Origin of the sequence: Methylocystis parvus, assembly GCF_049675845.1 — a bacterium.
Classification (GTDB): domain Bacteria; phylum Pseudomonadota; class Alphaproteobacteria; order Rhizobiales; family Beijerinckiaceae; genus Methylocystis; species Methylocystis parvus_A.
Map to the genome: position 1 here is coordinate 2,403,307 of NZ_CP187161.1, position 12,575 is coordinate 2,415,881.

The window sequence follows — 12,575 nt, forward strand, 5'->3', positions numbered from 1 at the left end:
GACGCTTCCCTCTCACTTCAGGCTTTGAACGAAATTGCGAATGCGACTGAGCTCCGGCGCTTCGAGTTCGAGCCGAGGCATCTTGTTTCCCGGCTTCATCGACTGCGGATCGGCGATCCAGCCGGTCAGGCTCGCTGTATTGTTCGACAAGGCGCCGGCGGCGAGGCCGCTACGGCTCATGATGTGAGTGAGATCGGGCCCAAGCTTGCCGCCAGCGAGGGTGCCGCGCACCGTATGGCAGGCGCCGCAACGACCCGTGAAAAGCGTGGCGCCCGCCGCGAGCGCGCCCTGCGGTTTTTCAGCCGGTCGCAGCTGCGCCTCGCGCCACGCGCGAAAGGCGTCAGGCGCTTCAGCGACGACCATCAGCGCCATATGCGCATGCTGCCGGCCGCAATATTCCGCGCACTGGCCTCTATAGACGCCAGCCTTGTCCGCCTCGAACCAACTGACATTCGTCTGGCCGGGAATGAGGTCGAGCTTGTCGCCGAGCGCGGGAATCCAGAAGGAATGGATGACGTCCTCGGTGCGCACTTCGAGGCGGATGGGTTCGCCGGTCGGAATATGCGCCTCATTGGCCGTGTCGAAAATTTTCGTGGGGTCATCGCTCTTGTAGCGGAATTGCCACCACCATTGATGGCCGATGACCTCGATGGCGATGGCCGGGTCGCGCGGGGGCTTGCTGACCGCCGCCATCGTGTAGGCGTTCCAGATCATCGCGCCAAACAGAGCGATGGTCGACACGCTGACGCCGATCGTAATCCAGGACAGGCCGCCGCCGCGACGCACAATGGGCTCGCGCCCCGCTTCGCTCGCCTCCAGCGATGTCCGCCGCATCCAGACTCCGACGACCGTCAGGAATGCGATGATCGCGACGACGGCGATCGACAGCCAGAGCAACGCCCATGTGAGGACGGAAATCGTCTCGGCCTTGTCGCCGAAAGCCTGCAAATAGTTCATCGGTGGCGACGCAGGCGTCTGCATCAGCGCTTCTCGTTCGGCTTCTGGCCGAAGCCGAAGCGCTCCGTTTGATTCCAGGGCGTCGCGCTCTTTGAAAATTCAGCGGGCGTCTGCTCGATCTTGAAGGCGTCGTGCGACATGGTTTGGCCCCATGTCGTCGACGGGTCGCGGCTGATCGATTCCACGTAGGCGACGAGATCCCAGATGATATTTTCCGGCAGCATCGCCCCCCAGGACGGCATGCCGTTAGGCCGACCCTGATAGATGCTGAGATAAATGTTCTGCGGCTCGCCGCCGTAGATGAAGAACTTGTTGCTCAGCGCCGGCCCCATGCCGCCGCCGGCGTTTGGCGCGTGACAACCGACGCAGTTGAACATGTTGAAATAGGCCATGCCGCGTTGCACGGCTTCCGGATCGTTCGCGACCGGGTTTCGCATGGGCTGCTCGGGCCCCGTATTGCCCGGGAAAAGGGTCGAGACAGGCGCACCCATCACCTTTACGGGACCGGCATAGGGTGACGGGCCCGGCGGCTGTGGCGGCGTCGCGCTGGTCTCCTGCGCCGGCGCGGGTTGCGGCGTCTGTTGCTGCTGCGTCGGCTGAGCTGGAGCGGGAGTCTCCGCGCGCGGCTGGCGGGGCTGCGGCGCGTGGCGTACGGAACGCCCGACGCTCTGGGTGACCAAAGCGATTCCCGCTGCTGCTGCGAGAAGCGGCAAGGTTGCAAGATAATGCTTCTTCATCTCATCCTCCCCCGCCGACCTGGGTCGGCGCGGGGATGACGCCGTAGCTGCTTAGCAGCGCGTCGATCTCCGTGCGCTTACGGCTGATGATGTCGTCGAGGCGCGCCCTCAATTCGTGATCGCCCTTGCGCACGCCCATCGAGATATCGAATGCGAATTGCAGGGGCGCGAAATTTTCCGTGTCCTTCATGATTGCGATGCGCAGCGGTACGGGGGACTGCAGCGCGGCGTATCCGGCGAGCGGGCCCCATGCGGCGGCGAGTTCGATATCGCCATTCTCGACGGCCTCGATCAGGCGCGCGGGCGGCGTCGAGTCGCGATAGTTTCCGTAGATCGTGTAACCAATGACGTTGCCGACGATCCCCTGATCGCCAAGCGCATGCGCCGGTGGCGAGTTCATTCCATCGTCACCCAGGAGATGGACGCCGATCTTCAGCTTGCGCAGCCGCGGGTCTTTCAGCGACGAGACGTCGATATTGCGATCGGCGCGGGAGACGAAGACATAGCTGGAGCGGTAATAAGGCCGCGTGGCTTCCACAAGTTCATAATGCGCGGGAACGCCCATCAAAACGTCGCATTGCCCTGCCTTCAACGTATGTCGAACAAAGCCGCGCCTTTGCGCCCACCAGGTATAGGAAACGGTCTTTCCCATCTCCGTTGCGACGAGTTGGGCAAGTCGATTCTCGAAGCCGTTTCCTGCCGCGTCCGAGAAAGGAAGATTATTGGGATCCGCACAGACACGCAGCAAATTGGATTGCGCGGACGAAGGCGTCGACGAGGCGACGAGAGCGGCGGCGAAAGCGTAGATCGGGAGGCGCATCCCTGCCTCCTAGGGCCCGGAGGGCGTCTGCGCGCCCTCCGGATGGCCGAGAGAGAAGACGAGCAGCGAACTTCCACCAACCGTGTAGAGCGGCAGGTCCTGCACTGCGCCGACAAAGCCGAGAGCGGAGTTTCGCACGCGTGGGTCGATCTCGGCGTTGGCGACGACCCCCGGCCAACCGCCGACGCCGGAGAGGATCGCGACATATTGCACGCCGTCGCGGCCCATATAGGTGACAGGCTGCCCGATAAATCCCGAGGGACCGCGCATCTGCCACAGCGTCTGGCCCGTCTTCGCGTCCAGCGCCTTGAACAGGCGATCCATGGTTCCGTAGAACACGACATCCCCCGCCGTCGCGAGCGCGCCGCTCCAGACGGGAAGCTTTTCGGTGATCGACCACGCCTTGGCGCGCTTGACGGGATCCCAGGCTAGAAACTCGCCGCGATGTCCGCCCGGACCCGCATACATGTCGACCGTTGCGCCGACGAAAGGCGTGCCGGCGATATAGCTCACTTCGTTCGCGTTGAAATTGGCGCAAAGATGCTGATGCGGCACATAAAGCAATTTGGTGCGCGGCGACCACGCCATCGGCTGCCAGTCCTTTGCGCCGGGAGGCGCGGGACAGATGTTCTCGACCGTCTTGTTGAGAACGGGCTTCAGCGCGTCGTTCGGGATGATGCGCCCGGAGTTGAGATCGACGCCTTTGTAGACGGTGACGGTGTCGTAGGGATCGGCGGAGATGACTTCGCCGGTCGCGCGGTCGATCACGTACATGTAGCCGTTACGGCCCGGATGAACGAGCGTCTTGCGCTGCTGTCCGCCGATCTCCAGGTCGAGGAGCACGTTTTCGTTGATCTCGTCGTGATCCCAAAGATCGTGTGGGCTCATCTGATAGGCCCATTTGGCGGCGCCGCTGTCGGCGTCGCGCGCAAAGACCGTGCTGGTCCACAGATTGTCGCCGGGCCTCTGGTTCGAATTCCATGGCCCCGGATTTCCCGTCCCGTAAAACACGAGATTCGTCTCGGGGTCATATGAGAGCCATCCCCAAACCGTCCCGCCGCCAATGCGCCAATGATCCGCTGGCCATGACCGGGCGCCGAGATCCTTGCCTTTCAACCAGTCGTAATGCGGTTTGAAATCCGAGCCTATGAGAACCTCGGAGTCGGGGCCTGTCGAATAGGCGCGCCACACGATCTGGCCGCTATGCTGATCCACGGCGGTGAGCCAGCCGCGCACGCCCATTTCGCCGCCGCTATTGCCGGCGAACACTTTTCCATGCGCCGCAAGCGGAGCCATGGTCATGGTCTCGCCTAGATTGATGTCGCCGAGCTTGGCGACCCACAATTCCTTACCGCTCTGCGCGTCGAGCGCGACCATGTGGTCGTCGAGCGTGTTGAGGAAGATCTTGCCATTGTCGTAAGCCAATCCGCGGCTGACGACGTCGCAGCAGGCGACGCCCTTCGCCGCCGGATCGGGCTTCGGGGCGTAGGACCATTTCAATTCGCCGGTGGCGGCGTCGAGCGCGAAGACCTGATTGGGATGCGGGCCATCATACGGACCCACGACATACATCGTGTCATTGATGACGAGCGGCGCGGCTTCCTGTCCGCGATTCGCGCCGATCGAGAATGACCAGGCGAGCTTCAGTCGAGACACGTTTCCGGCGTTGATCTGGTCGAGCGCGCTGAAGCGCGTATTGGCGTAATCGCGTGAGGCGATCGGCCAGTTCCGAGCGTCGGAAGCAAGCGATTCGAGAGACTGCCGAGATGAAGACTGCTGCGCGTTCGCGGCGCTGATGGCGACGACGCTTGCCGCAAGGCCAAAGGCGACTTTGAGCGAATATCGCACGATCGAACTTGAACGCGACGTCTCTTGCATGCTGCGACCTCGCTCATGACGCCAAGCGGCCCATGGCAGTTAGAGCGCTGTTGGACAGGCAACCAGCGGAGCAATTGCACGGCGAATTTGTCGGCGCCGGACTGTCGGAAGAAGTTGCGGTCGCCAGATATTGCGCACCCGTCTCGCAGCGAAGCGAAAGGAAAGACGATGTCGCAGGTTGGAAATGCGGTGACCGCGCCTTCGACGCATACGCTCGCCAACGGCCTCGGCTGGTTCTCCATCGGCCTCGGCCTTCTGGAGATCATGGCTCCGGGGCGGCTCTCGCAATATCTTGGAATGAGACGCAGCCAGACCTTGCTGCAGACCTATGGCCTGCGCGAGGTCATAGCAGGGCTCGGCATTCTCGCCTCGGGCCGCCCCACTCCCTGGCTCTGGGCGCGCGCCGCGGGCGACGTTATCGACATGGCGACCGTCGCGCCGCAACTCGGCAGCGAGGATGAATCCGTGCGGAGGGCGAACGGCTTCGCCGCGCTCGCAATCGGCGCGATCGCAGCGCTCGACGTCTATTGCGCGATCAAGCTTGCGCAGCAATGAACCGGAAACGCGCGCGACGCTTGCCCCCGTGTGCGTCCGCTTAGTTCCCACTGATCCGGCGGCGCCGGAGAATTACAAGGGAGAGTAGAATGAACAGGAAGTTCTTCGCGGCGGCGCTGGTGGCGCCCTTGATCGCCATGGGGCCGACCACGGCGTTCGCGCATCAATGCTCGAAATACAAACATCACCATGCTCGCAGCGCCGACAAGACATATGGCAGCAGCAAGTCGATGCGCAACAAGAGCACTGGGACGGATCAGGGCGCGACTTCTCGGGACATGAATCAGGGGACGCAGGGGGGCGCGACCGACCAGGGCACGAGCGGCTCGAGCAAGCAGCAAGGCATCTGACGCCTTGCCGGAGAGATTTTGTCAGGGGAAGGACTCGGGATGTGCTTCCCCTGCTGTGTCACGACTCGGCTTGCGGCGGGCGCGGCAGTACGACGCGGACGATGAGACCGTGTGGCTTGGCGTCGAGCAGGGAGACTGCTCCCCCATGATGCTCGATAAGCGAACGGACGATTGAAAGCCCGAGGCCGAAGCCGCTGTGGTTCGCCATGGTGCGCCCGGGTTCGCCGCGAACGAAAGGCTCGAAGACAGCGGCCTTCTGATCATGGGGAATGCCCGGGCCATTATCCGCGACGTCGACCTGAATCTTTCCGTCCGGCGTTTCCTGGATACGGATTTCGACTGACTCGGCGTGATGCACGGCGTTTTCGACAAGATTTGTGAAAACGCGCTGCATGTCGGTCAGCGAGCCGAGGACCATCTGTCGCCCGCCCCCGTAGTACGTCACGTTCCGGCCCATCTCTGCGAAATGGTCGGTCACCGTCTGAAGCACGCTGTCGAGATCGATGAGGCTGTAATCCGAGCGGTCCCCGCCAGCGCGCAAATGCTGCAGATTCTTGCGCAGCATCGAATCCATCAGATTGATGTCGCGCAGCATCTTCTCCCGCAGCGGCTCGTCGGAGATGAATTCAGACCTGAGATTCAGCCGCGTGATGATCGTCTTCAGGTCGTGGCTGACCGCCGCGAGGACGCGCGTGCGCGCGGCGATCATCTCGCGTATTCGCTGCTGCATCCGGTTGATCGCGCGCGTCAGTTCGCGAACTTCGTTGGGGCCGCGCTCCTGCAGCGGTTCATCGCCGTCCCCATCGCCCGGAAAACGTTCGGCATGGCGGGCGAGGGTGATCAGGGGCTCGACGATTCCGTTCGACGCCCAGAGCACGAGAACCGATGTGCTGACGAAAAAGAGCAACGCCGACAACGCCCATGGCGTCAGCAGGAAAGGGGTGCCGGGTTCCGGTTGCCAGAGCCATCGCCACACGGAACGCGGCGGCTTGCGATGCTGTGTGATGGAGATGAGCGCGTAACCGCCCTTTCGCAGAGAGACGGCCATGACGCCGGGCCCGCCGTCGCCCGGCCCCGCGACCGCGAAAACGTCGGCGGACGGCCAGAGATCGGAGTGGATGTTGTGTATCTCCGCGGCGAATTCGCGGTCGTCGACCTCGACCGGGGTCGGGCGCGCGTTCTGGATATGGATATTCGCGAAAGGGACGGCCCGCGCGAACTCGGCCGTCAGATCCGACCGCGCGTCGTAGGGCGCCGCGTCGAGCGCCAGTATGACGCTCGCGATGAAGTCGGTCTGGTCGACGATATGGCGCCGGCCTTCGACGTCGAGCACATGGAAAGTGACCAGCACGACCGTCTGAAAAGACACGATCGAGGCCAGGATCAGAAAAGTGATCTGACCTGCAAGACGATCGGCCTGCAGCCGCCGCATGAACCCGATCATGTCATGTCCGCGAAACCGGAGCCGAAAGCATGTAGCCCTCGGACCTGACCGTCTGAATGATGGCGGGATTCTTCGGATCCTTCTCGAGTTTCTGCCGCAGGCGGCTGATCAGCACGTCGATGCTGCGCTCATAGGGGCCGGCGGTGGGACCATGCGTCATGTTGATCAGTTGATCGCGGGTGAGAACGCGATTTGGATTTTCGCAAAACGCGTGAAGGAGATCGAATTCGGCGCCGGTCATCGCGACTTTCATCCCGCTGGGGGAGACGACTTCGCGCGACAGGAGGTTGACCCGCCACCCCAGAAACTGAAAAGCCTGGCTCGACGGCGCGCCGCCGCCACGGATTTGCGGCTCCGCGCGGCGGAGGACGGCGCGGATGCGCGCGAGAAGCTCGCGCGAATTGAAAGGTTTGACGACGTAATCGTCGGCGCCCATTTCGAGGCCGAGAATCTTGTCGACATCCTCCCCCTGGGCGGTGACGATGATGATGGGGATGTCGTGGGAAGCTCTCACGCGGCGGCAGATGGAGAAGCCGTCTTCGCCCGGCAGGTTGAGGTCGAGGATCAATATGTCGAACGACCCCGCCGCCAGTTTCGCGTCGAGCCCCCCGCCGTCGGGGAGACGCGTGACTTCCATGCCGTTGTTTTCGAGATATCGGGAAATCAGTTCGCCGATTTCCGCGTCGTCTTCCACCAGTAGAACCGCACTGCGATTGCTCATGCCGAAAACAGCCTTTCAAAGGGCGCAGCTAATCCGATAAGCAGTTGGCCTATAGCGCGCCAAATCGGGCATGTCTGTGCGTTGTCCGCTCCCGACTCCGGTCAGACATATTATAGAAATATTTTTCCGCACTGCGAAAAACTAGGGAAACAGCCACTTGCAAGTCTGGCTGAGCCTCACATCGCCAATCTCAAGGATTGCGAATGCAGCCAGACTTCGGCTTTGCGGCCGGCCTCCGTCATGCGCGGGCCGCACTTCGTCGCCCGATCGACCCGCCCGCCCGCGCCAGCCTCGCCGCCCGAAACGGCGGCACCCGCGCCGCCTGAACCTCCAGCGCCCACCGCAGCGCAACAGCGGCGCAGCCGCGTGTCGCCTTTTTCTTCAGAGGCCTCCTTTTGAAGGCGTCCTCTCTTCAACAAAGGGTCGCAGACCATGACCATCTCCACGCCCGCTTATGAAGCTTCGCCGCCGAAAACCGGGATCGCTGGTCTTCTGGAAAGCTGGCGCGCGGATATCGTGTCCGGCTTCCTCGTCTTCCTCATCGCGCTGCCGCTCTGCCTCGGCATCGCCATGGCCTCCGGCTTCCCGCCTCAGGCGGGCATCATCACAGCCATCGTCGGCGGCCTCCTCGTCTCGCGGATCAACGGCTCCTTCGTCACCGTCATGGGCCCCGCGGCGGGCCTGATCGTCGTCATTCTCGACTCGGTTCAGGAGCTCGGCCAGGGCGACGCCCTCGCCGGCTACCGCTACACCCTCGCCGCCATCTTCTTCGCCGGCCTCATCCAGATCCTGATGGGGGCGATGAAGGCGGGCAAGATGAGCGCCTTCTTTCCGTCCTCAGCCGTGCACGGCATGCTCGCCGCCATCGGCATCATCATCATGTCGAAGCAGATCCATGTGATGCTCGGCGTGAAACCGGACGCGCAGTCGCTGTTCCAGACAATCGGCGCGATCCCCGCGAGCCTGCGCGACCTCAATCCGGAGGTGGCGATCATCGGATTCCTGGGCCTCGGCCTTCTTGCGCTCTGGACGCTCGTCAAAAGCCCTACGCTCAAGATGATCCCCGCGCCTCTGGTCGTGGTTCTGGTCGGCATGGCGCTCGGCAAATATTTCGACCTCGAGGACGAGCACAAATACCTCTTCCTCCCCAACGCGGTCTTCCTCCCGCATCACGAATTCACCATCGGCCCGAAATTACTCGTCACGCTGCCGCAGAATTTCTTCGCGGGCTTCGCCTTCCCCGACTTTTCGCGCTCCTTGCATCTCGTCTTCTGGCAGCAGGTCTTCGCCATCGCGCTGGTCGGCAGCCTGGAGAGCCTTCTGAGCGCCGCGGCGGTCGACAAGCTCGACCCGCATCGGCGCACGTCCGACCTCAATCGCGACGTGGCGGCGGTCGGGATCGGCAACGCCATCTCCGGAATGATCGGCGGACTGCCGATGATCGCGGAGATCGTCCGCAGTTCCGCCAACGTCAACAACGGCGCGAAGACGGGCTGGGCGAACTTTTTCCACGGTCTCTTCCTCCTCGTCTTCGTCGCGCTCTTTCCGAAGCTTATCCACGAGATCCCGCTGGCCTCGCTCGCCGCCCTTCTGGTTTTCACCGGTTACCGCCTGGCGTCGCCGCGCGAATTCAAGAAGACGCTCGAAATCGGCTGGGACCAGCTCGGCGTCTTCGTCATCACCATTATCGGCGTGCTGGCGACCGATCTTCTCATCGGCGTCGCGATCGGCGTCATGGCTGAGCTTCTGTTCCACTTCTGGCGCAGCATTGACTGGCGCAACGTCGTGAGGCTCGACCGCTCGATCGAGGAGCGCGAGCCGGGCGTCTATCATGTGCAGGTCGCCGGCGCCGCCTTCTTCGGCAATTATCTCGGCCTCAAGAGCGATCTCGCCGCGATCCCCGATGGCAAGACCGTGGTCTTCGATCTTTCCGGAACGTCGACGGTCGACCACACGGTGATGGAGAACTTGCATCATTTTTGCGAGGACTACCTGAACAAGGGCGGGCGCGCGGAGATCCAGGGACTCGACCTTCTGAAGCCGACCTCGAACCATCCGCTCGCGCCGCGCAAGCGTCCTGCCTTCACTCAAGCGCGCTCCTTTGCGCGGGAGGATCGCTCGCGAGCCGAGCCAATGGAGCCTTCAGTCGCGCCATTGATTTCGCTCTTCTTTGCGCTCTACTTTGCATTGGCATGCGTCGGCGCGCTGCTCGGCCTCGATTTTTTGGCGCGATAAGGAAGACGTCCACCGCCGCGTCTATGGGCTGACCGGCGGCCTTTGCGCGGCGATTTTCCTCGCGGCGGTCGTTCCAAGAGGCGCGCATGCATTCTCGACGACACTGCCGCTCGGCATTCCGTGGCTCGGCATGCATTTCCGGCTCGACCCGCTCGCAGCCTTCTTCCTTGCGGTGATCAATCTTGCGGCGCGGCGGCCAGCTTCTACGGCCATCGGCTATGGCGCGCATGAGAAGAACCCGTCGCGCGTGCTGCCTTCTTTCCCGCCTTCATCGCGGGGATGAACTTCGGTGGTGCTGGCGGACGACGCCTTCGCGTTTCTCGTCGCCTGGGAATTCATGTCGCTCGTCTTCCTGGGCGCTCGTGCTAACGCACCATGACGACGTCGAGAACAGCGCCGGCGCCTATATCTATCTCGCCATGGCGAGCTTCGGCACGCTGTGCCTGCTGATGGCCTTCGGCGTGCTTGGCGGCGCGAGCGGCGCCTATGATTTCGCCACGATCCGCGCTGTTCCGAGAGACGCCTGGAAAGCGGGCGTGGTGCTGTTCTCGTCATCCTCGGCGCGGGCTCGAAGCCGGCCTCGTTCCGCTGCATATCTGGCTTCCGCTCGCGCATCCCGCCGCGCCGAGCCACGTCTCGGCGCTGATGAGCGGCGTTATGACCAAGGTCGCCATCTACGGCTTTATTCGCTTCGCCTTCGACCTGCTGGGACCGCCCGCTTTCTGGTGGAGCCTCCACCCGCTCTTCTTCGGCGCCGCGAGCGCGATGATCGGTGTGCTCTTTGCGACGGTCGAGCGACCTGAAGCGCTGTTCGCCTACAGCACGATCGAAAACGTCGGCATCATCTTCATCGCGCTCGGCCTCGCGCTCGCCTTCAAGGCCAACGGCCAGGCGCTTCCGGCCGCCTTGGCCTTCACCGCGGCGCTGTTTCACGTCTTCAACCATTCGCTCTTCAAGAGCGTGCTGTTCTTCGGCGCGGGCGCGGTGCTCTCCGCGACCGGCGAGAGGAACATCGAGAAGCTCGGCGGACTGATCCGCGCCATGCCGCGAAACCGCCTTTCTTTTCTCGGCGGCTGCGTCGCGGCCATTGCGCTTCCGCCGTTGAACGGCTTCGTCTCCGAATGGCTGGCGTTCCAGGCGATCCTGCTCAGCCCATCATTGCCGCAATGGATCCTGAAGCTGACAACGCCCGCCGTCGGCGTGACGCTGGCCCTGAGCGCGGCGCTGGGCGCCGGGGCCTATGTCCGCGCCTTCGGCGTCGCCTTTCTCGGCCGGCCGCGATCGCCTGCGGCGCAAGAGGCGAGAGAGACCGATGAATGGTCGCTTGGCGCGATGTCGGCCCTCTTCGCCCTCTGCCTGCTGGCGGGCGTTCTGCCCGGTTATATGATCGACACCATCTCGCCAGCCGCAGCCGTCTATGTCGGCGGCAGGATGCCGGCGCAGGACGCCATTCCCTGGCTTTCGATCGCGCCGATCGCCGAGAGCCGCAGTCTCTACAACGGCCTGCTCGTGCTCGCCTTCATCGCCTTTTCGTCGCTCGCGGCGCAAGCTCATTCACAGATATGGCTCGCGCGACACGCGCCGCGCGCCGCCGTGGGATTGCGGTTACGTCGATCCCACCCCGGCCTGACGCAATATACGGCGAGCAGCTTCGCGCAGCCGGTTCGAAGCGCGCTTGGCGCCATCGCCTTCCCCATACGGGAGCGGCTCGACATGCCGCTTCCCGGCGAGACGCGGCCTGCGCATTTTTCACGGAGAATCGGGGATCGCTTCATGAGATACTTCTACACGCCGATATCCACGGCGGTCTGGTTCGGCGCCGAGAAACTGAACGTGGTGAACTTCCTCGCCATCCAGGATATCTCGCGCTCGTCTTCGCGCGCTCTCGTCTTCCTGATCATCATCGCGCTATGACGCTCATTCTAGACCTCCTCGCGCAGGGGGCGCAGATGCTGCTGGTGCTTGCGCTGTCGCCGTTCCTGATCGGTTTCACGCGCAAGGTGAAGGCGCGTCTCCTGCGCCGGCGCGGAGCTCCCGTCCTGCAGCCCTATTACGACCTGCTTCGGCTTTTGAGAAAGGAGGCCGTGATCGCGGACAACGCCTCCTGGCTCTACCGCGCCGCGCCCTACGTCATTTCGCGACGACCTGGGTCGCCGCGGCTCTCGTGCCGACCTTCGCGACCGGATTGACGTTCAGCTGGACGGCGGATTTGCTGGCGATCGCCTCTCTACTCGGCGCGGCGCGGTTCTTCCTGGCGCTCGCCGGCATGGACATCGGCACGAGCTTCGGCGGCATTGGCTCCAGCCGAGAGGCGATGTTCGGCTCTTTCGCCGAGCCGGCGACGATCATGATCGTGTTCATCGTCTCGCTTGGTCGCCGGCTCGACCCAGCTGTCGGTCGTGGCGGCCTATATGGCCTCGAACCCCGCGCTGCGCGTCTCGGTCGGTTTCGCCCTGATCAGCCTCTCATCGTCGCGATCGCCGAGAACGGCCGCATACCCGTCGACAATCCGGCGACCCATCTTGAACTGACCATGGTGCACGAAGCGATGATCCTCGAATATTCGGGCCGCCATCTCGCCATCATCGAACTCGCCTCCGCTCTCAAGCTGCTGCTTTATGTCTCGCTGATCGGCTGCGTGTTCTTCCCCTTCGGCATCGCGAGCCACGACGCGGGGCTCGAAGCGATGGCGATCAGCGCGGTCTTCTATGTCCTCAAGCTCGCCACCGCGGGCTTCCTGCTCGCGCTTCTTCGAAGTATCCACGGCGAAGATGCGCGTGTTCAGCGTTCCGGAATTTCTCGGGATCGCGCTGATGCTGGGGTTGTTGGGAACTCTCCTCCTCTTCGTCACTCGGAGCCTTTGATGCACGACTTTCTC

The 12,575-nt window shown here is 63.2% G+C and carries 12 protein-coding genes and 1 pseudogene; 7 read left to right on the top strand and 6 right to left on the bottom strand.

The annotated features are described in order from the left end of the window. Positions 1-12: 12 nt before the first annotated feature. Genes coxB through ACPFMJ_RS12470 form a run of 4 tightly spaced genes read right to left on the bottom strand, consistent with a single transcriptional unit; the run spans position 13 to position 4,392 of the window. Positions 13-981, bottom strand: a complete 969-nt coding sequence (coxB, locus tag ACPFMJ_RS12455) for a cytochrome c oxidase subunit II (protein ID WP_424360336.1) — start codon at positions 979-981, stop codon at positions 13-15. Further along, positions 981-1,694 (bottom strand): c-type cytochrome, encoded by a 714-nt coding sequence (locus ACPFMJ_RS12460; RefSeq protein ID WP_424360337.1) that lies wholly within the window; start codon positions 1,692-1,694, stop codon positions 981-983. Before ACPFMJ_RS12460 ends, coxB begins: the two co-directional genes overlap by 1 nt. Before the next feature lies 1 nt (position 1,695). Continuing rightward, entirely contained in the window at positions 1,696-2,514 is an 819-nt protein-coding gene (locus ACPFMJ_RS12465) for a substrate-binding domain-containing protein (protein ID WP_424360338.1), read from the bottom strand. 9 nt (positions 2,515-2,523) lie between these two features. Beyond that, complete coding sequence (locus tag ACPFMJ_RS12470; RefSeq protein WP_424360339.1) at positions 2,524-4,392, bottom strand: PQQ-dependent dehydrogenase, methanol/ethanol family; 1,869 nt, start codon at positions 4,390-4,392, stop codon at positions 2,524-2,526. Between the two features lie 168 nt (positions 4,393-4,560). Here ACPFMJ_RS12470 and ACPFMJ_RS12475 point away from each other — a divergent pair, with 168 nt between their 5' ends. After that, positions 4,561-4,947 carry a hypothetical protein gene (locus ACPFMJ_RS12475; RefSeq protein WP_424360340.1) on the top strand — a complete coding sequence of 129 codons (387 nt, stop codon included), beginning with the start codon at positions 4,561-4,563 and terminating at the stop codon, positions 4,945-4,947. Positions 4,948-5,036: 89 nt separating this feature from the next. Next, positions 5,037-5,297 carry a hypothetical protein gene (locus tag ACPFMJ_RS12480; RefSeq protein WP_424360341.1) on the top strand — a complete coding sequence of 87 codons (261 nt, stop codon included), beginning with the start codon at positions 5,037-5,039 and terminating at the stop codon, positions 5,295-5,297. Between the two features lie 58 nt (positions 5,298-5,355). Here the strand turns inward: ACPFMJ_RS12480 and ACPFMJ_RS12485 are convergent, their stop codons facing one another. Then, positions 5,356-6,741, bottom strand: a complete 1,386-nt coding sequence (locus ACPFMJ_RS12485) for an ATP-binding protein (protein ID WP_424360342.1) — start codon at positions 6,739-6,741, stop codon at positions 5,356-5,358. A gap of 1 nt (position 6,742) precedes the next feature. Further along, a complete protein-coding gene (locus ACPFMJ_RS12490) occupies positions 6,743-7,462 on the bottom strand; it encodes a response regulator (protein ID WP_424360343.1) in 720 nt (239 codons plus the stop codon). Positions 7,463-7,665: 203 nt separating this feature from the next. Here ACPFMJ_RS12490 and ACPFMJ_RS12495 point away from each other — a divergent pair, with 203 nt between their 5' ends. From ACPFMJ_RS12495 to ACPFMJ_RS12515, 5 genes and pseudogenes are all read left to right on the top strand, one after another. Next, entirely contained in the window at positions 7,666-7,788 is a 123-nt protein-coding gene (locus ACPFMJ_RS12495) for a hypothetical protein (protein WP_424360344.1), read from the top strand. 106 nt (positions 7,789-7,894) lie between these two features. Further along, on the top strand, positions 7,895-9,697 hold the full coding sequence (locus tag ACPFMJ_RS12500; protein WP_424360345.1) for a SulP family inorganic anion transporter: 1,803 nt from the start codon (positions 7,895-7,897) through the stop codon (positions 9,695-9,697). Further along, the gene (locus tag ACPFMJ_RS12505) at positions 9,645-9,980 is read left to right on the top strand and encodes a hypothetical protein (protein ID WP_424360346.1); all 336 of its coding nucleotides are present in this window, start codon (positions 9,645-9,647) and stop codon (positions 9,978-9,980) included. Before ACPFMJ_RS12500 ends, ACPFMJ_RS12505 begins: the two co-directional genes overlap by 53 nt. A 203-nt stretch (positions 9,981-10,183) precedes the next feature. Beyond that, a complete protein-coding gene (locus tag ACPFMJ_RS12510) occupies positions 10,184-11,611 on the top strand; it encodes a proton-conducting transporter membrane subunit (RefSeq protein ID WP_424360347.1) in 1,428 nt (475 codons plus the stop codon). Further along, positions 11,608-12,561 (top strand): annotated as a pseudogene (locus ACPFMJ_RS12515) (respiratory chain complex I subunit 1 family protein). The gene ACPFMJ_RS12510 and the pseudogene ACPFMJ_RS12515 overlap by 4 nt, the downstream one beginning before the upstream one ends. The last annotated feature ends 14 nt before the right edge of the window (positions 12,562-12,575 follow it).

Excerpts from the sequence above, each read along its gene's own strand:
- ACPFMJ_RS12480 (WP_424360341.1), top strand. The coding sequence starts at position 5,037 with ATGAACAGGAAGTTCTTCGCGGCGGCGCTGGTGGCGCCCTTGATCGCC.
- ACPFMJ_RS12500 (WP_424360345.1), top strand. The coding sequence starts at position 7,895 with ATGACCATCTCCACGCCCGCTTATGAAGCTTCGCCGCCGAAAACCGGG.
- ACPFMJ_RS12510 (WP_424360347.1), top strand. The coding sequence starts at position 10,184 with ATGATTTCGCCACGATCCGCGCTGTTCCGAGAGACGCCTGGAAAGCGG.
- ACPFMJ_RS12495 (WP_424360344.1), top strand. The coding sequence starts at position 7,666 with ATGCAGCCAGACTTCGGCTTTGCGGCCGGCCTCCGTCATGCGCGGGCC.
- ACPFMJ_RS12490 (WP_424360343.1), bottom strand. The coding sequence starts at position 7,462 with ATGAGCAATCGCAGTGCGGTTCTACTGGTGGAAGACGACGCGGAAATC.
- ACPFMJ_RS12465 (WP_424360338.1), bottom strand. The coding sequence starts at position 2,514 with ATGCGCCTCCCGATCTACGCTTTCGCCGCCGCTCTCGTCGCCTCGTCG.
- coxB (WP_424360336.1), bottom strand. The coding sequence starts at position 981 with ATGCAGACGCCTGCGTCGCCACCGATGAACTATTTGCAGGCTTTCGGC.
- ACPFMJ_RS12475 (WP_424360340.1), top strand. The coding sequence starts at position 4,561 with ATGTCGCAGGTTGGAAATGCGGTGACCGCGCCTTCGACGCATACGCTC.
- ACPFMJ_RS12460 (WP_424360337.1), bottom strand. The coding sequence starts at position 1,694 with ATGAAGAAGCATTATCTTGCAACCTTGCCGCTTCTCGCAGCAGCAGCG.
- ACPFMJ_RS12470 (WP_424360339.1), bottom strand. The coding sequence starts at position 4,392 with ATGCAAGAGACGTCGCGTTCAAGTTCGATCGTGCGATATTCGCTCAAA.
- ACPFMJ_RS12485 (WP_424360342.1), bottom strand. The coding sequence starts at position 6,741 with ATGATCGGGTTCATGCGGCGGCTGCAGGCCGATCGTCTTGCAGGTCAG.